15 protein-coding genes are annotated in these 20,595 nt (G+C 67.7%); 10 read left to right on the top strand and 5 right to left on the bottom strand.

Translation table 11 applies throughout. The features are described from left to right. Positions 1-23: 23 nt before the first annotated feature. On the bottom strand, positions 24-3,914 hold the full coding sequence (locus ACWDPV_RS07605; protein WP_449742406.1) for a Pls/PosA family non-ribosomal peptide synthetase: 3,891 nt from the start codon (positions 3,912-3,914) through the stop codon (positions 24-26). 284 nt (positions 3,915-4,198) lie between these two features. Here ACWDPV_RS07605 and ACWDPV_RS07600 point away from each other — a divergent pair, with 284 nt between their 5' ends. From ACWDPV_RS07600 to ACWDPV_RS07590, 3 genes are read left to right on the top strand one after another with little or no spacing between them, the layout of a single operon-like run. Beyond that, positions 4,199-5,173 carry an alpha/beta hydrolase gene (locus tag ACWDPV_RS07600; RefSeq protein ID WP_449742405.1) on the top strand — a complete coding sequence of 325 codons (975 nt, stop codon included), beginning with the start codon at positions 4,199-4,201 and terminating at the stop codon, positions 5,171-5,173. Between the two features lie 13 nt (positions 5,174-5,186). After that, complete coding sequence (locus tag ACWDPV_RS07595) at positions 5,187-5,540, top strand: YidH family protein (protein WP_348808424.1); 354 nt, start codon at positions 5,187-5,189, stop codon at positions 5,538-5,540. Positions 5,541-5,568: 28 nt separating this feature from the next. Then, positions 5,569-5,814 carry a hypothetical protein gene (locus ACWDPV_RS07590; protein ID WP_449742404.1) on the top strand — a complete coding sequence of 82 codons (246 nt, stop codon included), beginning with the start codon at positions 5,569-5,571 and terminating at the stop codon, positions 5,812-5,814. Positions 5,815-5,902: 88 nt separating this feature from the next. Here the strand turns inward: ACWDPV_RS07590 and ACWDPV_RS07585 are convergent, their stop codons facing one another. Continuing rightward, positions 5,903-7,825 carry an ABC transporter ATP-binding protein gene (locus tag ACWDPV_RS07585; RefSeq protein ID WP_449742403.1) on the bottom strand — a complete coding sequence of 641 codons (1,923 nt, stop codon included), beginning with the start codon at positions 7,823-7,825 and terminating at the stop codon, positions 5,903-5,905. A 176-nt stretch (positions 7,826-8,001) separates the two neighbouring features. On the opposite strand from ACWDPV_RS07585, the gene fgd reads away from it, so the two are divergent. Both fgd and ACWDPV_RS07575 read left to right on the top strand, forming a co-directional pair. Next, a complete protein-coding gene (fgd, locus tag ACWDPV_RS07580) occupies positions 8,002-9,024 on the top strand; it encodes a glucose-6-phosphate dehydrogenase (coenzyme-F420) (protein WP_449742402.1) in 1,023 nt (340 codons plus the stop codon). 19 nt (positions 9,025-9,043) lie between these two features. Then, positions 9,044-10,009, top strand: coding sequence for a DMT family transporter (locus ACWDPV_RS07575; RefSeq protein WP_449742401.1), 966 nt, complete (start codon positions 9,044-9,046; stop codon positions 10,007-10,009). A gap of 295 nt (positions 10,010-10,304) precedes the next feature. Here the strand turns inward: ACWDPV_RS07575 and ACWDPV_RS07570 are convergent, their stop codons facing one another. Together ACWDPV_RS07570 and ACWDPV_RS07565 are read right to left on the bottom strand one after the other, a co-directional pair. Next, entirely contained in the window at positions 10,305-10,838 is a 534-nt protein-coding gene (locus ACWDPV_RS07570; protein WP_449742459.1) for an N-acetyltransferase family protein, read from the bottom strand. Between the two features lie 28 nt (positions 10,839-10,866). Continuing rightward, complete coding sequence (locus tag ACWDPV_RS07565) at positions 10,867-11,460, bottom strand: helix-turn-helix domain-containing protein (protein ID WP_449742400.1); 594 nt, start codon at positions 11,458-11,460, stop codon at positions 10,867-10,869. A gap of 106 nt (positions 11,461-11,566) precedes the next feature. Here ACWDPV_RS07565 and ACWDPV_RS07560 point away from each other — a divergent pair, with 106 nt between their 5' ends. From ACWDPV_RS07560 to ACWDPV_RS07540, 5 genes are all read left to right on the top strand, one after another. After that, positions 11,567-12,154, top strand: a complete 588-nt coding sequence (locus tag ACWDPV_RS07560) for a TetR/AcrR family transcriptional regulator (RefSeq protein ID WP_449742399.1) — start codon at positions 11,567-11,569, stop codon at positions 12,152-12,154. 38 nt (positions 12,155-12,192) lie between these two features. Continuing rightward, positions 12,193-14,310, top strand: a complete 2,118-nt coding sequence (gene pta / locus ACWDPV_RS07555; protein ID WP_449742398.1) for a phosphate acetyltransferase — start codon at positions 12,193-12,195, stop codon at positions 14,308-14,310. Beyond that, positions 14,307-15,512: an acetate kinase gene (locus ACWDPV_RS07550; RefSeq protein WP_449742397.1), complete on the top strand. Its 1,206-nt coding sequence runs from the start codon at positions 14,307-14,309 to the stop codon at positions 15,510-15,512. The genes pta and ACWDPV_RS07550 overlap by 4 nt, the downstream gene beginning before the upstream one ends. A 302-nt stretch (positions 15,513-15,814) precedes the next feature. Continuing rightward, a complete protein-coding gene (locus ACWDPV_RS07545) occupies positions 15,815-16,408 on the top strand; it encodes a TetR/AcrR family transcriptional regulator (RefSeq protein WP_449742396.1) in 594 nt (197 codons plus the stop codon). 26 nt (positions 16,409-16,434) lie between these two features. Then, entirely contained in the window at positions 16,435-17,949 is a 1,515-nt protein-coding gene (locus ACWDPV_RS07540) for a flavin-containing monooxygenase (RefSeq protein WP_449742458.1), read from the top strand. Between the two features lie 114 nt (positions 17,950-18,063). On the opposite strand, the gene ACWDPV_RS07535 is transcribed toward ACWDPV_RS07540, so the two are convergent. Beyond that, entirely contained in the window at positions 18,064-20,589 is a 2,526-nt protein-coding gene (locus ACWDPV_RS07535) for a tetratricopeptide repeat protein (RefSeq protein ID WP_348808421.1), read from the bottom strand. Positions 20,590-20,595: the final 6 nt, after the last annotated feature.

Genomic DNA, 20,595 nt, shown 5'->3' with positions numbered 1-20,595 from the left:
TCGCGTATGTGAGTGCAGGTCTCTCAGCCGTACCAGGGCGCAATCGGATTGCCCTGCCACCGGGTGTGGGCGGGCACCACGTCGCCGCGCATGACCAGCGACGCCGGACCCACCGTCGCTGATGCACCGAGCCCCGATGCCGGCAGTGCGACGCAATGGGGGCCCATCGTCGCGCCGGCCTCCAGGGTGACCCGGTCGATGGCCATCACCCGGTCGTGGAAGAGGTGGGTCTGCACCACGCAGCCCCGTTCCACGGTCGCGCCGTCGCCCAGGGTCACCAGATCGGCCTCGGGCAGCCAGTAGGTCTCACACCAGACGCCGCGGCCGATGTGCGCGCCCAGCATCCGCAGCCACAGGTTGAGGATCGGGGTGCCGGTGGCCGCGTTGGCGAACCACGGCGCGGCGACGGTCTCGACGAAGGCGTCCGACAACTCGTTGCGCCACACGAACGAACTCCACAGCGGGTGCTCGGACACCACGATGCGCCCCACGACCAGCCACTTCGCCGCGGCAGCGATGCAGCACGCCGCCGCCCCGGCCACCAGTAGGATCAGCCCGCTGACCAGACCGGCAATGAGATAACTCGTGTGGAACGCGACGTACTGCAGACCCAACAGCATGAACAGACCCAGACCGAAGGACACCATCACCGGGATGAGTCGCAGTGTCTCGATCGCCGAGCGCGCCACCTTGAGCCGCATCGGCGGATCGAAGGTGCGGGAGGTGTCGGCCTCCGAGGCGGTACGACGCAGCCGCACCGGCGGACTGCCCAACCAGCTCGACCCGCTCTTCGCGCGGTCCGGAGCGGCCGAGAGCACCGCGACCAAACCGTTCTTGGGCACCTTGCGGCCCGGGCCGGTCATCCCGGAGTTCCCGAGGAACGACCGCTTGCCGACCTTCGCGTCGTCGATGTAGAGCCAACCGCCGCCGAGTTCGTAGGAGGCGACCATGGTGTCGTCGGCGAGGAAGGAGCCGTCGTCGATGGTGGTGAACTTCGGCAGCACCAGAGCCGTCGAGATCTCGGTGCCCTTGCCGACCTTGACGCCCAGAATCCGGAACCACCACGGCGTCAACAGACTCGCATACAGCGGGAACAGATAGGTGCGTGCCGAGTCCAGGAGTCGCTCGGTCATCCACACCTGCCAGCCGACCCGCGAGCGCACCGGGTGATAGCCCTTGGTCATGTCGATCGCGAGCAACCGCACGAGGACCGCGGTGATCACCGCGAACGTGCCGAGACTGACGAGGGTGGCGGCGGGGATCAGGATCAGGGCGCGTTCGGCGACGTCGCGCAGACGATTCGCGTGCAACGCCCACGACCCGATGACCACCAGCCCGGCGCCGAGGGACACCAGCGGGATGGCCGCGAGCAGGAGCGAGGACAGTCCGTAGGCCGGAACCCACGCGGTACGCCGCGGTGGCCGGTGCGCCGGCCACCGATGCTCGGCCTTACCCACCTTGACCGCCGGTGATCCGGCCCAGTGCTGCTCCTTCTTGACCCGGCCGAAGACCGCCGAACCCGGCGCGACCTCCGCGTCCCGCCCGACGACCGCGCCGGGTGCGAGGGTGGAGCGGGCGCCGACCGTTGCGCCGCGCTTCACCTCGACCGCACCGATGTGCACGACGTCGCCGTCGATCCACCACCCGGACAGGTCCACCTCGGGTTCGATGGAGGCGCCCTCACCGACGGTGAGCATGCCGGTGACCGGCGGGATGGTGTGCAGGTCGACGCCCCGGCCGATGTCGGCGCCGAGCGCCCGGGCCAGGTAGATCATCCACGGCGCGCCCGACATGTTGGCGGCGCCCGCGGCCTCGAGGAGTCGTTCGGCGACCCACAGGCGCAGGTGCACACCACCACCACGCGGATAGGTGCCGGGTTGCACGCCGGCCAACAGGACGCGCGCCCCGAGAGCCGCGATGACCATCCGGCCCAGGGGAGTGATGAACACCAGGAACGCGACGAGCACCACCCACCAGTTCACCTCGACCAGCCACGGCACCGTGACGTCGAGTCGGCGTGCCGCCCAGGCGCCGACGTTGTTGGTCACGCCCAGCCACGTCGCCCACTGCAAGCCGGTCAGGGTGGTCAGCGGCACCGACAGCAGGATCTGCGCCACGCCGGTCGACCGCGGTGTCGGGGTGACCTCACGTTCGGTGATGACCGTCGTCGGCGCGATGGTGTCGAGCATGCGGGCCAGGGCGCCGAGGCGCGGATGGTCGTAGAGATCGGCGACGGTGATCGCCGGGTAGCGTTCGCGCAGCGCGGTCACCAATTGTGCCGCCGACAGCGACCCGCCGCCCTCGGTGAAGAAGTCCGCGTCCGGGCTGGTGATCCGCGCGCCGAGAACGTCGGTCCAGCGCCCGGCCAGCCACGCCTCGGTCGGCGAGAGATCGTCGGCGTCGTCGTCATCGGCGTCCGCGGCCGCGCCGGGCAGTGGCCAGGGCAGGGCGTTGCGGTCGACCTTTCCCGATGTGCGCGTGGGCAATTCGTCGACGAGTGCCAGGCGGGGCACCATCGGCGTCGGGAGGCGTTCGGTGAGCAGGGTGTGGGCGCGTTCCACGTCGAAGTCGGGATCGGCGGAGACGAGATACCCCACCAGCAGACTGTTGCCGGCCGCGGTGGTGCGGACCGCCGCGGCGGCACCACTCACGCCGGGTAGATGCTGCAGGGCGTTGTCGATCTCGCCGAGTTCGATGCGTCGGCCGCCGACCTTGACCTGATCGTCGGCGCGGCCCTGGAATACCAGGCCCTCGGCATCCAGACGCACGAGATCGCCACTGCGATAAGCACGTTCCCAGCCCAGAATCGGCATCGGCGCGTACTTCTCGGCGTCCTTGGCCGGGTCCAGATAGTGCGCGAGTCCGACGCCGCCGATGATCAACTCGCCGATCTCCCCCTCGGCGACCGGGCTTCCGTCGGCGCCCACCACCGCGAGATCCCAACCGGCCAAGGGTAATCCGATACGGACCGGTCCCGGGCCGCCCAGCGGTGCGGCACACGCCACCACGGTGGCCTCGGTGGGGCCGTAGGTGTTCCACACCTCGCGACCCGAAACGGCAAGGCGCTCGGCCAGTTCCGGCGGGCAGGCCTCACCGCCGAAGATCAGCAGCCGGACCGCCTCGAGGGCCTCCGGCGGCCACAGCGACGCCAGGGTCGGCACGGTCGAGACGATGGTGATGTCACGTTGCACCAGCCACGGCCCGAGATCCATGCCGCTGCGCACCAGGGATCGTGGTGCGGGCACCAGGCAGGCGCCGTTGCGCCACGCCAGCCACATCTCCTCACACGACGCGTCGAAGGCCACCGACAGCCCCGCCAGGACGCGGTCGCCGGGGCCGATCGGCTCGTCGGTCAGGAACAGTCGCGCCTCGGCGTCGACGAAGGCAGCGGCGTTGCGATGGGTCACCGCAACACCTTTGGGGGTTCCGGTGGAACCTGAGGTGAAGATGATCCAGGCGTCGTCGGTGACGGTGGGACACGCGTCGGCGATGGCCGGTGCGAGCCCGTCGGAATCCGGGTTGGTGGCATGCACCCCGAAGGCGTCGACGAGGGCGTCGATACCCGCCTCACCGAAGACGAGTTCGGCGCGCTCCTCGGGATCGTCGGCGTCGACCGGCACATAGGCGGCGCCGGCATAGATCGTCGACAGGATCGCGGTGTAGAGATCCCGCGACCCCGACGGCATCCGGATGCCGACGCGACCGCCGCGTCGCACCCCGGCCGCGGCGAGCCGGTCGGCACCGCGACGGATCACCGCGAGGAGTTGCGAGTAGCTGACGATGACGTCGCCGTCGTCGATGGCGGGTGCGTCGGGATACCGTGCGGCGGTCTCGTCGAGGATGTCGCAGAGCGTGCGCGGTGCGCTCGCCTGTGACGACAGCAGATATTGGCCGGGTATGTCCACTCTCACCACCGTTTTTAGACATGGAAGCAAGAAATATATCGCGCCCGGGACACGTGTTGACCCGGACGTGGGTGAACGCTGGGTGTCATTCGTCTCGGTGCCGGGCTCCGGTGAGTTCGGTTGCGAAACCCGCCGTAACCGCCCCGTGAGCGCCGGAGATCGGTGTAGGTTCACTTACACACTCCCGATCAGTCCACTCGGGTGGTCCGACGACGTGCCGGTACCAAGGCCGAAGGCGTCACACCGCGGCCTCCTGACACCGGCCCCCTGACACCGAACCCCGGAGGAGTCCGATGCCGATCGTGCATCATCGCAAGGCGAGCCTGCTGTCGTATCCGATCTGGCTGGGCAGCCGCATCGCACTCAAACCGCTGATGTCGCTCTGGCCCCTGGACCGGGCCGGAATGGCCGGTCTGTTCCTCATCGACCGGACCTTCGCCGCCGGCCCCACCCCGCGCGGCGTCGTCCGTGAGCAACTCGAACTCGGCGGACGTCCGGCCGAACTGATCGTGCCGACCGGGCCGTCGCGGCGCGACTCCGACACCGCCGTCCTCTACCTGCATGGCGGGGCGTTCGTCGTCGGAGGCGTCGGCACCCACCGTTCCATCGCCGCGCGCCTGTCCAAGGCCACCGAACTGCCGGTGTTCTCCCTCGTCTACCGGCAACTGCCGGCCGCGGGCGTCGGCACCTCGGTGGCCGACACGATGTCGGCGTACCGCGAGTTGCTCACCGAACGCGGGTTTCGACGCGTCGTGGTGGCCGGGGATTCCGCGGGTGGCTTCCTGGCGGCCAAGGTCGTCGAAGGGGCAGCCGAGCAGGACCTGCCCGCGCCGACCGCGCTGATCGGGTTCTCCCCGTTGCTCGACATCGACCTCGCCGACCATCCCGACCGCAGCAGCCGCGCCGACGCCTACATCCCGCTGTCCCAGCTGCGCAAACTGGCCCCGGCGTTCCTGCGTGGTCCGCGGCCCTTCGCCGGGGCGCGCCGCATCGCCGATCTCGACCCGGAGGACTTCCCGCCGACCATCATGGTCACCGCCGAGAACGAACTCCTCGAACCCGACGTCATCCACCTCATCGAGAACCTCGACGCTGCCGGAATCGACGCAGTGGCCCATAGTTATTCGTGGCAAATTCACGCGTTCCCGGTCTTCGGTTTCCGTCACCAGGAGACACTGGAGGCGATCGAGGCCACGGCCGCCTTTGCCGGTCATGCGATTCGAGAGGCCAAGGACACTGACGACCGAGAGAACCAATGGGCCGGATGACGACGATCGGGTTGTGCCCGCCGAGGACCTGAGGCCGCCGGGTGCTCCCGACGCCCGATTCACCCTCGCCGCCGAACGCACCCTGCTGGCGTGGGTGCGTACCGCGCTCGGCTTCATCGCCGGCGGCGTGGCCATCGTCTACGTCGCCCCCGACGTCACCGATGCGATCGTGGAGACGGTTCTCGGCCTGGTGATGGTCGCGCTCGGCTGTGCGATCGTGCTGCTGGGCGCCTGGCGGTGGCGGCGCACCGACCGGGCGTTGCGTCGTGGTGAGCCGATGCCGGGGTCGAGCCAGGTGATCATCGTCGTCGCTGCCATAGTGGTGGTGGCAGTGGCGACCGCGGTGGCGATCGTCGTGCAGAACTGACCCCAGTAGTTCGAGGAGTGCACGTCCGGTGACCAATCATCAGTTCCAGAGCGCCGCGCAGGGCTTTTCGCGTGGCATGGTCACCGTCGGCGCCATCATTCTGATGGTCTGCGTCGGCTTCCTGACCTACACCTGGTGGCGCGACGGCCGTTGGGTGTGGGTCGCGCTCGGCATCATCCTCATCCTGGTCAACATCATGATGGTCGTCATGACCTACCGGAAGGCCAAGCTCACGCCGCCGCCCGGCGATCACGACGACGACCCCGAGGACTGACGATCCCGCCCCGTCGAGTGGGCGCCCTTTCCCGTCGAGTGTGCGTCGTTTTGCGTCGAGTGGGTGCCCTTTCCCGTCGAGTGTGCGCTCACGCCCCGACTGCGGGGCAGCACTCGCGGGTCTGCTCTTCCCCGGCGAACTGGGTGCGGTACAGCTCGGCGTAGCGCCCGCCCTTCGCGAGCAGCGTCGCGTGGGTTCCGCGTTCGACGACGCGGCCGTCTTCGAGCACCGCGATCTGGTCGGCGGCGCGAATGGTCGACAGCCGGTGGGCGATGACGATCGACGTCCGGCCTTCCAGGGCCTCGCCGAGCGCCGCCGACACCGCGGCCTCCGACGTCGAGTCCAGGTGGGCGGTCGCCTCGTCGAGGATCACCACCGACGGCCTCGCGAGGAGCAGTCGCGCGATGGTCAGCCGCTGGCGTTCACCGCCGGAGAGCCGATATCCGCGTTCGCCGACGACGGTGTCGAGGCCGTCGGGCAGTGTCGCGACGAGATCGTCGAGTCGGGCGCGGCGCAACGCTGCCCAGATGTCGTCGTCGGACGCGTCCGGGCGTGCCAGACCCAGATTGGCGCGGACGGTGTCGTGGAAGAGGTGACCGTCCTGGGTGACCAGGCCGACGGTGGCGTGCACCGATGCCGACGGGAGGTCACGGACGTCGATGCCGTTGAGCCGCACCGACCCCTCGTCGACGTCGTAGAGCCGGGTGGCCAGGGAGGCGATCGTCGACTTTCCGGCGCCGGAACTGCCGACGAGGGCGAGCATCGATCCGGCCGGGACATCGAGGTCGATGTGATGCAGTACAGTACTGCCGCCCCGGTTGTCCAGTTGCGCAACCTCTTCCAGTGAGGCGAGGGAAATCTTGTCCGCGGACGGGTAGGCGAAGGAGACATCGTCGAATCGGACCGTCACGCCGCGGGTCTCATCGGTGTGCGGCACCGCGATGGCGTCGGGCTTGTCGGCGATGAGGGGTGAAAGGTCGAGGACTTCGAAGACGCGCTCGAAACTGACCACCGCAGAGGAGATCTCGACGCGCGCGTTCGCCAGGGCGGTCAGTGGTGCGTACATCCGGGTGAGCAGCAGGGCCAGCGAGACCACCGCGCCCGCGGACAGGTGCTCGTGCACGGCGAGCCAGCCACCGAGGCCGTAGACCAGGGCGAGGGCCAAGGCGGACACCAGGGTCAGTGCCGTCATGAACACCGACTGCAGCATGGCGCGTCGAACTCCGATGTCACGCACTCGATCCGCGCGGTCGGCGAAGGCCGCCGATTCGGTCTCCGGTCGTCCGAACAGTTTGACCAGGGTGGCGCCGGGGGCGGAGAACCGTTCGGTCATCTGCGTCGACATGCGGGCATTGTGTTCGGCGGCCTCCCGGGACAGCGCCGACATCCGCCGGCCGAGTCGTCGCGCGGGAATGACGAAGACCGGCAACAGGATCAGCGCCAGCAGGGTGATCGGCCAGCTGATCGCGAACATCACGCCCAGGGTGAGCGCCAGCGTGACGGCGTTGGAGACGACCCCGGACAGGGTGTCGCTGAACGCGCGTTGGGCGCCGATGACGTCATTGTTGAGGCGGCTCACCAAAGCGCCGGTGCGGGTGCGGGTGAAGAAGGCCACCGGCATCTGTTGGACGTGGTCGAAGACCGCGCGACGCAGGTCCAGGATGAGGCCCTCGCCGATGGTCGCCGACAGCCAGCGGGTGATGACCGACGCCAGCGCCTCGGCCACCGCGATCACCGCGATGAGCACCGCGACGCCGACGATGGCCGGACCGGCCCCGGCGTCACCGGCGGTGATCAGGTTGACGACGTGGCCCGCCAGCAGCGGGGTGACGACGGTGAGAACCGCGGTGAACACCGACAACACGAGGAAGGCGACGATGCGGCGCAGGTGCGGACGCGCGAAGCCGCTCACCCGTCGCAGGGTGGTGCGGCGGTCGGCGCCTCCGTTCGACCCGGTCGGTGCGGTGCCGGTCCGGTACATCATGTCCCAGGCGACGGATTCCATGCTCATGACGACGAGGATAGAACTTCAAGTGAACTTGAGGTCCAGCTCGCCGGGAGGTGGGTGTAAGGGGTCGAGTCTGTGCGTCTCGTCACCCGATGAGTACGTTGGATGTCGATCAGACGACAGTGATCGGAGCGCACCGGCACTCGAGACCGGGCCGTTCCGCGAAGTGAGGCGGCGACATGGCACAGCAGTTGAAACTCGGATTCAAGGCGTCGGCCGAGCAGTTCGATCCCCGCGAGCTGGTGGAGATCGCGGTCGCGGCCGAGGAGCACGGCATGGATTCGGTCGCCGTGAGCGATCATTTCCAGCCCTGGCGCCACAACGGCGGGCACGCCCCGTTCTCGCTGGCGTGGATGGCCGCGGTGGGCGAACGCACCAAGCGGGTGCAGATCGGCACCTCGGTGATGACGCCGACCTTCCGCTACAACCCGGCCGTCATCGCGCAGGCCTTCGCGTCCATGGGCTGCCTGTATCCGGGCCGGATCATGCTCGGCGTCGGCACCGGCGAGGCCCTCAACGAATACGCCACCGGATTCCAGGGGGAATGGCCGGAGTTCAAGGAACGCTTCGCCCGGCTGCGCGAGGCCATCCGGCTGATGCGCGAACTGTGGACCGGTGACGAGGTCGACTTCGATGGCGAGTACTACCACACCCAGGGCGCCTACATGTATGACGTTCCGGAGCAACCGATTCCGGTGTACGTGGCCGCGGGTGGACCGGTCGTCGCACGGTATGCCGGCCGGGCCGGCGACGGTTTCATCTGCACCTCCGGCAAGGGGGCCGAACTCTACACCGAGAAGCTGATCCCGGCGGTCAAGGAGGGTGCGGAGAAGGCCGAGCGTGACTTCGACACAATCGACCGGATGATCGAGATCAAGATCTCCTACGATCCGGATCCGCAACTGGCACTGGAGAACTGTCGGTTCTGGGCGCCCCTGTCACTGACCGCGGAGCAGAAGCACAGCGTCAACTCGTCGACGGAGATGGAACGCCTGGCCGACGAGTTGCCGATCGAGCAGGTCGCCAAGCGCTGGATCGTCGCCTCCGACCCCGACGAGGCCGTCGAGAAGGTGAAGTTCTACACCGACGCCGGCCTGAATCACCTCGTCTTCCACGCGCCGGGACATGATCAGCGTCGTTTCCTCGACAACTTCGAGTCCGATCTGGCCCCGCGCCTGCGGAAACTGACTGTCGCGGAGTGATTCTCTGAAGCCACGTGCGGTGAATCTTCCGGCCCTCGCCGCGGCCACCACCGTCGCGCTGTGGTCCCTGTCGTTCATCGCGATCCGTTCGGCCGGACAGGCGTTCTCGCCGGGGGTGCTCGCCTTCGGGCGACTCGCCATCGCGGTCGTCGCGCTGGTGGTGCTCGCCGCCGTCGTGGCACGAGGATCGAGTGGCGCGGCGTCGAACCCGTTCGTGCCACCGCGCGGCCGATACCTGGCACTGGTGATCGCCTACGGCGCAGCGTGGTTCGGGGCCTACAGCGTGGTGCTGAACTGGGCCGAACAGCACATCGACGCCGGAACCGCGGCATTGCTGGTGAATTTTGCGCCCATCCTGGTCGCCGTCTTCGCCGGACTCTTTCTGGGTGAAGGATTCTCGATGCGGCTGGTGGTCGGGATCGCCGTCGCATTCGGCGGCGTCGTCCTCATCACGGTGGGTGGCGGTGACACGCACGCGGACTGGCTGGGCGTCGGACTGGGGCTGCTCGCCGCCGTGCTCTACGCGACCGGCGTGCTGGTGCAGAAGGTGGCGCTGGGCACCGTCGACGCGTTGACCGCGACTTTCTGGGGTGCGTTCGCGGGTCTCGTCGTCACCCTGCCGTTTGTTCCCGCCGCGATCGGCGAGGTGGCCTCGGCCTCGGCCGCCGACATCGGCTGGATGGTCTTCCTCGGTATCGGCCCGACCGCCATAGCCTTCAGCACGTGGGCCTATGCACTGGCCCGCACGTCGGCGGGTGCGATGGCCGCCACCACGCTGGTGGTGCCGGCCCTTGTCATCGTGTTGTCCTGGCTGCTGCTCGCCGAGGTGCCGACACCCCTTCGGATCGTCGGCGGTGTGCTGTGCCTGGTGGGCGTCGCGCTGACACGCGGGCTGCTGCGGGTGCCGCTGCGGTGGCGTCGGGTAAGTGTGGAGCAGCCGGTCGATGGTGGTCAGGCCGTACGCGAACCGAGTTGTGACAGTTGACGGAACTGTGGGCCGGACTTCTATCAACCTTCCCGCATAGGTCTACAAAGGCATGAACATGAGCGACCGCGACCGTATCGCTCACGACTCGGGTGTCACGGGCACGCGAACCCGTGGCAATGCGAGACCAGGCGAGATTCTGGCGCCGGGAACCACGTGGGTGGACGGGATCGCCGACCTGATCACGACGCGACTGGCATCGATTCGGATGCGGTCCGAGGACGAGATGGGATTTCCCTCGAACTGGCAAGGCTCTGCCGCTGGCGGTAGCCGTCGGCGAACCCGCCGATCCGCCTCACCGGTCGGCGGGCGTCCCGTCGTCGAGAATCAGTTGCAGGAAAGCGAGATCCAGCCATGATCCGAACTTCGTACCGACCTCGCGCAGCGTCCCCACGCGGGTGAAGCCGAGTCGCTCATGCAACCGGATCGACCCGGTGTTGGCGGCATCGATCCCGGCGACGACGACGTGCACGCCGGAGTTGCGCGCCCGATCGAGCAGGGCCGCCATCAGATCGGTGCCCAGGCCGCGACCTCGTTGATCCCCATGGACATACACTGAGTGTTCGACGGTGCGGCGGAAGCCGTCGTGGGGGCGAAACGGGCCGTAGGTGGCGTAGCCGAGGACCCGCTCCGCGTCGGGATTGGCCGGGTCGGGTTCCACGGCAACGAGAACGGGGAATCCGGCGGCCCGACGGTCGGCGATCCATCCGCGGCGGTTGTCGGCGTCGACGAGGCGCTCGTTCCAGATTGCCGTGGTGTGTGCGACGGCGTCGTTGTAGATGACGGTGATGCCCTCGGCGTCGAGGTCGGTGGCGTCGCGGATGTCCATGGTGGGGCCTCTCAAGGTAGATCCGGTGTCAGCGCGGTCGGGAAACCTTGTGGAGCACAACAAGATAACGACACGCTTCGGTGGTGGACGGATTGTGGAATCGGCATGGGGACGGCGCGCCGAGTGACAGGCAGTCGCCGGTGTGGAGTTCGTGGGTCGCTGATCCCTCGTCGAATCTGAGCGTGCCGGCCAGGACCCAGATCTGCTGATCGATGAAGCGATACGACTCTGCGGGGTAGGAGACCTGTGAGCCGGGTGGGAGATCGACCTCGACGAGTTCGAGATCGTGTGCGGCGGAGGGGGATATGGCTCGTCGGCGGTATCCGGTGTCGGGGTCGGTCCAGGTGGGTTGTTCGTCCCGACGGGCCAGCCGCGCCTCGGAATTCTCGGCGCGGGCGATCAGCTCCGAGAGTGTCAGGCCCAGGGCGTTGGCGAGTTTCGCGAGCAGCGCGGCCGTCGGCTGGGCGTCTCCGCGTTCGATCTTGGTGATCATCGCGCGCGAGACGGCCGACTCGGTGGCCAGGGTGGCGACGGTCATGTCGCGTTCGAGGCGGGCGCTGCGGACCGCGTCGGCGATGGCGGTGGTCAGCGCGGTCGGCGCGGCGGGTCCGTCGGGGGGCATGCGGCGAGACTACTATGATCGACATCTATGCGTACAACAGTGACATGACTGTGACGTCGTGCGCGGCGCATCACCCCGATTGCGACCCGTTCGCTAACGTTTTCTCATGGAACGCGATCGGATGGTGGACGTCGGGGTCAGCCTGGTGTCCCGCTTCGGGGCCAAGGCGCTGAGCCTGACGTCGGTGGCTCGCCACGCGGGTGTCGCACGGGCCACCGCGTATCGCATGTTCGGTGGGCGCGATGCGCTGGTTGCGGCCATCGTCGAGCGTGAGGTCGCGCAGTTGCGGGTGCTGCTGCGTGACTGGGCGGCGAGCGAACCGGACGCGGCCGGCAAGGTCCGCGCCCAGATCCGCAACGTGCTGCCCTACATCCGGGAGCACGAGGCCCTGCAGTACGTGCTGCGCAAGGAACCCGAGGAGATCGTCCGGGCGATCATCAGCACCGACGCCGCCGCCGGGCCGTCGCTGGTGGAGCGGATCGTCGACGAAGCACTACAGGACCTCGAACCGGAGATCGGTGAACATCTGGTGCCCGATCCGCGAGGAGCCGCTGAATTCCTGGTGCGGGTGATCTACTCGGTCATGCTCGTCCCGCAGAGCGCTTTGTCCGATGAGGAGGTGGCCGACCTGGTGGTGCGCGCGATCGTCGCGGACGCCGCGCAGCCGGAGGATACCGAACCGACCGGTCAGTAGGGCGCCTGGCCGGGCGGGTATCGCTAGGCTAAGACACCATGACCGCAGCCAGCGAGGACAGCGCGAACGCCCCGTCGACGAGTATCTACATCGCCTCGGCCGAGGGGGGTACCGGAAAGTCGACGATCGCGCTGGGTGTGCTCGCGTTGCTGTCGGCGACAGGTGGTCGGGTCGGCGTATTCCGGCCGATCTCGCGGGCCGTCGCCTCCGAACGCGACTTCCTGCTGGAGATGCTCATCGAGCACGCCTCGGCCGACGTCGACTACGACGACTGCATCGGCGTCACCTACGACCAGGTGCACGCCGCGCCCGAGGGGGCGATCGCCGAGATCGTCGCCCGTTTCCACGTCGTGGAATCGCGATGTGACGCCGTGGTCATCCTCGGTTCGGACTACACCGACGTGGGCAATCCGTCCGAGCTGGCCTTCAACGCCCGCGTCGCGGCCAACCTCTCGGCACCGATCATCCTGGCGCTCAACGCATCCGGTCATACTGCCGGCGAGGTGCGCGATCTCGCCGAACATCTGCTCGCCGAGATCGCGGCCATCCACGCCACCACCGCGGCGATCGTCGCCAATCGCTGTGATCCGCAACAGATGTCACGGATTCGTGCCGAACTTGAGAGGGTACCGGTGCCGGCCTGGTGCCTGCCCGAGGACCCGGTGCTGTTCGCGCCCACCATGGCCGAACTCCAGGAGGCGCTCGGTGCCTCGCTGTTCAGTGGGGACCCCGAACTGCTCGACCGGGAGGCGCTGAACGTGATGGTCGGCGGCATGACCGTCGAGCACATCCTCGAACGCCTCAGCGACGGCATGGTCGTGATCGCCCCGGCCGACCGGTCCGACGTCCTGCTCGCGCTGGTGACCGCCAATGCCGCACAGGGTTTTCCGCGGCTGACCGGCATCATACTCAACGGTGGGCTGCATCCCCATCCGATGATCGACGCACTCGTCAGCGGCCTGAAGTCGACGTTGCCGATCCTGGCCTGCGAACAGGGGACCTACGAAACCGCGCGCACCGCGGCCAAGACCCGCGGGCGGGTGGCGGTCGGATCGGTCCGCAAGATCGAGGCCGCACTGGAACTGATGGAGCGCCACGTCGACGCCGACGAGATGATGAGCGTCCTCAAGGTGCCGACCAGTCAGGTGACCACGCCGCAGATGTTCGAGTACGGGCTGATCGCCCGTGCCCGCGCCGACAGGAAATGCATCGTGCTCCCCGAGGGTGGAGACGATCGCATCCTGCGCGCCGCCGGACGTCTGCTGCGTCGCGATGTGGTCTCGCTGATCATCCTCGGCGATCCCGACGCGGTCGGCCGGCGAGCGCAGGATCTCGGTATCGACATCACCGGCGTCGAGATCATCGATCCCGGAACCTCGCCACTCACCGACGAATTCGCGACGATCTACGCCGAACTCCGCAAGCACAAGGGGATGGATTTCGAGCAGGCGCAGGAGCGGATGCGCGACGTCTCGTATTTCGGCACGATGCTCGTCTACACCGGTCGCGCCGACGGCATGGTCAGTGGCGCGGCGCACACCACCGCACACACCATCCGCCCGGCCTTCGAGGTCATCAAGACCGCACCCGGCGTCTCCACCGTCTCGAGTGTGTTCTTCATGTGCCTGGCCGACAAGGTGCTGGCCTACGGCGACTGTGCCATCGTGCCCGATCCCACCGCCGCGCAACTCGCCGACATCGCCATCTCCTCTGCGACCACGGCATCGGGCTTCGGGATCGAGCCTCGGGTGGCGATGCTGTCGTACTCGACGGGGAGTTCGGGAACCGGTGCCGACGTCGACAAGGTGCGCGTGGCCACCGAACTCGTCCGGGAGCGCGCCCCACATCTGTTGGTGGAAGGCCCGATTCAGTACGACGCGGCGGTCGAACCGTCCGTCGCAAAGACGAAGATGCCCGACTCGCCGGTCGCCGGGCGCGCCACGGTGCTGATCTTCCCGGATCTCAACACCGGCAACAACACCTACAAGGCCGTGCAGCGTAGCGCCGGCGCCATCGCCATCGGGCCGGTGCTGCAAGGTATTCGACGGCCGATCAACGACCTGTCGCGTGGTGCGCTGGTCGACGACATCGTCAACACCGTCGCCATCACCGCGATCCAGGCGCAGAACATGGCCGCCGAGGAAGTCACCCGATGACCGACCAGATCGCCGGGTCGGTGCTGGTTCTCAACGCCGGATCGTCATCGCTGAAATATCAACTCGTGCATCCGGGTAGCGAGGTGGTCATCGCGGAGGGGATCGCCGAACGCATCGGTGAGGACGAGGGAACGATCACCCACGTCCAGGCCGGTGAGGAGATCACCGAGAAACTCGAACTCCTCGACCATGCCGCGGCCATCGCCCGGGTGATGGCCTTGTTCGCCGAAGGTGGTATCGACCTCGCGAACGCGGGGCTGTCGGCGGTGGGGCACCGAGTGGTGCACGGCGGGCGGACGTTCTTCGAGCCGACGCTGATCGATGACTACGTCATCAGTGAGATCGAACGCATCTCTTCGCTTGCGCCGCTGCATAACCCGGCCAATCTCATCGGTATCCAAGCGGCCCGGGACAAGCTTCCCGACGTGCCCTCGGTGGCCGTCTTCGACACGGCCTTCTTTCACGCGCTGCCCGAGGCGGCCGCCACCTATGCCATCGATCGCGGCGTCGCGAAACTGCATGCCATTCGCCGCTACGGTTTCCACGGGACCAGCCATCAGTTCGTCTCCGAGCAGGTGCCGGACCTGCTGGGCAAGGAACCGTCCGACGTCAATCAGATTGTGCTGCATCTGGGTAACGGTGCGTCCGCCTCGGCGATCCGGGGAGGCGACCCCATCGATACCAGCATGGGTATGACGCCGCTGGAGGGGCTGGTGATGGGTACCCGCAGCGGTGACATCGACCCGGGCGTCGTGCTGCATCTGCACCGCGTCGTCAAACTGAATGCCGATCAAATCAACACCCTGCTGAACAAGAACTCGGGCCTCAAGGGGCTCTGCGGAGACAACGACTTCCGTTCCGTCACACAGCGAATCGCCGACGGCGACCCGGCCGCTAAGCTGGCCTACGACGTCTACATCCACCGGTTGCGCCGCTACATCGGGGCCTACATGATCGACCTGGGACGGGTGGACGCCATCACCTTCACCGCGGGCGTCGGCGAGAACGCGGCGTCGGTCCGGGCCGACGCCCTCGCCGGGCTGGAGAACTACGGCATCGTCGTCGACCCGGAACGTAACGCGGTGCGCAGCAGGCAACCACGACGCATCTCCACCGACGACAGCCCGGTCACCGTCCTGGTGATCCCCACCAACGAGGAACTCGCCATCGCACGGCAGTCGGCGGAAGTCGTCGAGGAGTAGTGCGCGTGCCGCACTGACGGCGCTCGCCTCTACGTTGACAGCGCTCACCCACGCGTTGACGGCGCTCACACACTCACTCACGGGGTTCGCCGACCCACTGACGGCGCTCGCCCACCCGTCGGTCGCGCCCGACGAGGCGCTGGCCGAGGGAGGTGTCGAGGCCTCCGTAGGTTGCGCTGGAACGACCCCAGAGCGCAGTCAACGGTGAGGTGAGCGCCGTCAACGGGGTCGCGGTGTCGGCCGGCGAGAACCGCGCACAAAACAGTCTGGACTGATTGTAAGTAGGCGGATACGATCACGGAGTGTCCGAAACGACGACCACTCCCGTCCCGACGGCGCCCGCCCCGCGCACTCAGGCGCAACGCTCGGCGGCGACGCGCGACAAGGTGCTCGACGCCACCGTCGAGTTGCTGATCGAGCGTGGGTACGGTGCCACCACCACCCAGGAGGTCAATCGGCGGGCCGGGGTGTCACGCGGTGCGCTGCTTCATCAGTTCCCGACACGGGAATCGCTGGTGGTGGCCGCGATCGGTTACCTCGTCGACCGGCGCAAGGCCGAGATCATCGAACGTGCCGGCGCGGCCGAACCGGACCTGGACCTGCTGCTCGACGTGTTCGACGGTCCGCTGTTCTACGCGGCGCTGGAACTCTGGGTCGCCTCGCGGACCGATCCCGCACTGCGGGAAGCACTGATCCCGGTGGAGCGGCGCATCGCCGAGGAGTTGCTGACCACCGGTCTCGAACTGTTCGGGCACCGCTACTCCGCGGAACAGATCGAGGTGGCCGCCGAACTCGCTCGTGGACTGGCCATTTCGCGCTTGCTGCGCGACCCCTCCACCGACCGCGACGTCGCCCGTCGCATCTTCACCACCTTCACCGAGGCGCTCCGACAATGACTCTCACTCCCACCGATCGACCCGGCATGCAACCGCCCGCCAGGGGCGGCTCAGAGCCGAGCGGCGGCAACGAGTGCGTCGACGTCCTCATCGTCGGCACCGGATTCGGCGGACTGGCCGCGCTGCACCGACTGCGTACCGACCACCCGCATCTCACGGTGGTCGCCGTCGAACGTGCCGACGGCCCCGGTGGCGTCTGGCGTGACAACAGTTATCCCGGCGCAGCCTGCGACGTGCCCACATCCCTGTACTCACTCTCGTTCGCCCACAAGCCCGACTGGTCGCACACCTACGGCCGTGGTTGGGAGATCAAGAACTACCTCGAGGGTGTCGCGCGGGACTTCGACGATCAGATCCGTTATGACTGTGAAGTTCTCGCGGCGGAGTGGGATGCCGATCAGGGTCGTTGGCGGGTGGACACCTCGAGTGGCACCATACTGGCCACCTACCTGATAGCGGCGCCCGGGGCGTTGTCGGCCCCGACCATTCCGGCGGTCGACGGCCTGGAGGACTTCTCCGGCAACGTCTTTCACACCGCACGGTGGGACCATGGGCACAGCCTCGTCGGTCGTCGGGTCGCGGTGGTGGGGAGCGGTGCGTCGGCCATCCAGGTCGTGCCCGAGATCGTGGACGACGTCGACCAACTGGTGGTCTTCCAGCGCACCCCGTCGTGGGTGATCCCGCGCCTGGATCGCACCATCGGGCCGGTGGAACAGGCTGCCTACAAACGCTTCCCGAAGCTGCATCGGGCTGCGCGGCGATTCACCTGGCTCACTCACGAGTTTAATGTGATGGCGATGGCGCACCACCGCAAACTCCTCAATATCTTCCGCGCCATCTCACTGCGGCATCTGCATCATCAGATCGCCGACGAGGGCCTGCGTCGGCGCCTCACCCCGGATTTCAGCATCGGATGCAAACGAATCCTGATCTCCAACAAGTGGTACCCGGCGCTCGTCCATCCGCACACCACCGTCACCGGTGCCCTGGCGCGTCTGACCCCGACCGGTGCGGTGAGCGCCGACGGCGCCGAATTCGAGGTCGACACCGTCGTTTTCGCCACCGGGTTCACGCCCACCGCCCCACCGCTGGCGTCGGTCATCACCGGCCGCGACGGACGGCGACTTGACGAGGTCTGGCACGCATCGCCGAGCGCCTACCGCGGTGTCGAGATCCCGGACTTCCCCAACCTGTTCTTGATGTACGGCCCGAACACGAACCTCGGCCACTCGTCGATCGTGCTGATGCTCGAGGCGCAGGCCTACTACATCGGCCAGGTGCTGACCTATCTCGCCGCGCACGGCGCGGGCACCGTCGAGGTGACGCAGGCCGCCCACGATCGGTACGTGGCCGACATCGATGCCCGGCTCGCGTCGACCGTCTGGAACTCCGGTGGCTGTGGCAGTTGGTATTTCGACTCGACCGGCCGGAACTCGGTGATGTGGCCGACCTACACCGCCACCTACCGCCGGATGATGTCGCAATTCCTGTCGGGCGATCACACGATCTCGGCGCGTGCCGGGTCGTCGGTGCGGCGGTAGAACGCGAGGCGCCCACTCGACGGGATATGGCGCCCACTCGACGGAGAAGGGCGCCCACTCGACGGGATATGGCGCCCACTCGACGGAGAAGGGCGCCCACTCGACGGGACGACGTCAGAACAGACTGTCGGGCCGCACGTAGTTCGCGAGGTCGACGAGCAGGAAACGATGATCGCGGTTGCTGCGCATCTGACGGGCCAGTGAGCGCAGTGCGCGTTCGGTTCCGGCGCGGAGTCCACGTTCGGTGAACGGCACGCCGAGCACGGTGGCCGGGGTGCCGGCCTCCTCGGGATGGGCCATGATCCACCCCATCGTGGTGCCGAGCACGATGAGTTGGAGACGCGCCTTGCGGGGCTCGGAATCCGGCATCGCCTCCAGACGCTGTGCCGCCTCGATGATCTGACGTTTCTCCACCAACTGCGGATCGCGTCCGTGGACCAGAGCGAGCACGGCGGTGGCCCGGGCGGTGTTGTAGTGACGGCTCGTCGGGGGGACCTCGTCGAGCGGTTCGATCGCGGCGTCGAAGTCGCCGCGGGCCACGGCGAGGCGCGCCAGCCCGAAGGCGGCGGTGACGATGCTGTGGTCGGTCAGCCACAGGTCGTGATAATGGTGTGCGGCGATCGCGTACATCTCCTCGATGCGCGCATCGGGAGCGCCGTCGGCATCGTCGGTCGGCTGTTTCTCGTCGGTGAGCCATCGTCCGATGAGTTCGGAGGTGCCGGCGGTCGCCAACTTGGGTGCCACCTCACCGGGCATCGCGGCCAGGACGTCGGTGAAGCGGGCGTGGGCCAACTCCGGTTCGTCGTTCATCAGGGCGCAGATACCCATGTACCACTGCACCCGCCACGAATCCCCGTGCTGGGCAGAGACATCCCGCAACACGGCCAGTGCGGTGTCGACGTCGTCGAGTTCGAGGTGTGCTCGGGCCTCGGCGAGGTCGATCTCCAGCGACGGGTGGGCGCTGGTGGCCGGGCGGCCCAGCAGTGATGCGAAACCTTCGGCCCGGGCCGCGCCGATCGAGTCGAGGGTCTGGCGCGGATCCGACAGCGCCGCCGAATTGAGCAGTCCGGCAGCGGGATCGGTCGGATTGACCAGCGGCACCGGCAGCGCGCGGGCGATGTCGACCGGATCGTAGAAGGCGGCGAGATCGGGATCGAAGAAGCCGTCGACGGGAGCGAGCATCAGATCGGTCCCGAAGGTGGAGCGTTGCGGGGTGAACACCGTCGACAGCGACGGTCGCGGCACCCCGGTGTGCACGGCGACGGTCTCGCGCAACACATTCAGCAGCTGCGTGGTCATCTCCTCGGCGGAGGCGAAGCGGTCATCTGGGTCGGCCGCGGTCGCCCGCCGCAGGAGCATGTGGAACGACGGGTTGTCGGCGAACACCGGTGTCGACTCGGCGTCGGGCAGCCCGTCGAGATAGCGTCCCTTCTCCATGGGCATGTCGACGGTCAGGACCGCCAGGGTCCGTCCGATGCTGTAGATGTCGGTGACCACTTGCGGTCCGGTCTGTACGATCTCCGGCGCCTGGAATCCCGGTGTGCCGTACAGGTGTCCGTACCCGTTGATCGCCGACACCGCGCCGAGATCGATGAGTTTGACCTCGTCGCTGGAGATCATGATGTTCTCGGGTTTGACGTCGTTGTACACCAGTCCCACCGAGTGCAGATATCCGATGGCCGGCAGCACCTCGAGAATGTAGGCCATCGCCTGTTCGATGGGCATCGTTGCCTGCGCGGAGTCGGAATCCGCTCCGCCGGAGGTGATCTGCTTGAGCGTCTGGCCGCCGATGTACTCCATGACGATGTAGCCGAAGCGTTGATCGTCGTCGGTGACGTGCTCGACGAAGTTGTAGATCTTGACGATGCCGGGATGATTGACCGACGCCAGGAACTGCCGCTCGGCCAGTGCCACCTGCTGCGCCTCGGAGTCCGACGAATTCAGCAGACCCTTGAGGACGACGGGGCGGTCGGAGACGTTGCGGTCGATGGCGAGGTAGATCCAGCCGAGGCCACCGTGGGCGATGGCGCCGGCGATCTCGTACTGTCCGGCGACGACGGTGCCCGGTTCGAGTCCGGGAACGAAGGAGTATCGCGCGCCGCAGTGCGGGCAGGTTCCGGTGAGTTCGCCTGCAGCCGAACCAGAGTCACGTCCCACCGGTCGGCCGCAGCGCCAGCAGGTGCGCTTGGCCTCGGCGATGACCGGATAGTCCAGGACGGCGTCCGCGGGCTCGATGTCGGTGATCTTCGGGAGTTCGACCAGACCGCTGCCGAGTCGCCGATCGTGCACCTGCGGGCGGCGCTTTGGGACGAGACGACGGGTCTGGCCGACCGAGGTGAGTGCCTCGGTCGGGATGAGCGGTCTGGACCGCACCACAGGATCGGTCGATCCGGTCATCGGGGTGGCCATGGTCCCGAGGTCGGCGGGATCGGATCGCTGGGTTCCCGGATCGAGATCGTCGAGCGATGCGCGCTGGGTTCCCGGATCCAGGTCCTCCAGCGATGCGCGCTGGGTTCCCGGGTCGAGATCGTCGGACTCCGCGCGTTGGGTCCCGACGTCGAGGTCTTCCAGCGCGGCACGTTGCGTCCCGACGTCGACACACGCGGGTGTCTCGTCGGTGCGCTCGTCGTGCCCGGTCATCGTCCC

Source organism: Gordonia sp. NPDC003504, assembly GCF_053587995.1.
Note: the sequence above shows the minus strand (reverse complement) of the source record. Positions and strands in the feature narration are given on the sequence as shown.

What these genes read in the sequence shown, in the direction of transcription:
- ACWDPV_RS07600 (WP_449742405.1), top strand. Translation starts at nt 4,199, where the DNA reads ATGCCGATCGTGCATCATCGCAAGGCGAGCCTGCTGTCGTATCCGATC.
- ACWDPV_RS07585 (WP_449742403.1), bottom strand. Translation starts at nt 7,825, where the DNA reads ATGAGCATGGAATCCGTCGCCTGGGACATGATGTACCGGACCGGCACC.
- fgd (WP_449742402.1), top strand. Translation starts at nt 8,002, where the DNA reads ATGGCACAGCAGTTGAAACTCGGATTCAAGGCGTCGGCCGAGCAGTTC.
- ACWDPV_RS07570 (WP_449742459.1), bottom strand. Translation starts at nt 10,838, where the DNA reads ATGGACATCCGCGACGCCACCGACCTCGACGCCGAGGGCATCACCGTC.
- ACWDPV_RS07565 (WP_449742400.1), bottom strand. Translation starts at nt 11,460, where the DNA reads ATGCCCCCCGACGGACCCGCCGCGCCGACCGCGCTGACCACCGCCATC.
- ACWDPV_RS07560 (WP_449742399.1), top strand. Translation starts at nt 11,567, where the DNA reads ATGGAACGCGATCGGATGGTGGACGTCGGGGTCAGCCTGGTGTCCCGC.
- pta (WP_449742398.1), top strand. Translation starts at nt 12,193, where the DNA reads ATGACCGCAGCCAGCGAGGACAGCGCGAACGCCCCGTCGACGAGTATC.
- ACWDPV_RS07550 (WP_449742397.1), top strand. Translation starts at nt 14,307, where the DNA reads ATGACCGACCAGATCGCCGGGTCGGTGCTGGTTCTCAACGCCGGATCG.
- ACWDPV_RS07540 (WP_449742458.1), top strand. Translation starts at nt 16,435, where the DNA reads ATGCAACCGCCCGCCAGGGGCGGCTCAGAGCCGAGCGGCGGCAACGAG.
- ACWDPV_RS07535 (WP_348808421.1), bottom strand. Translation starts at nt 20,589, where the DNA reads ATGACCGGGCACGACGAGCGCACCGACGAGACACCCGCGTGTGTCGAC.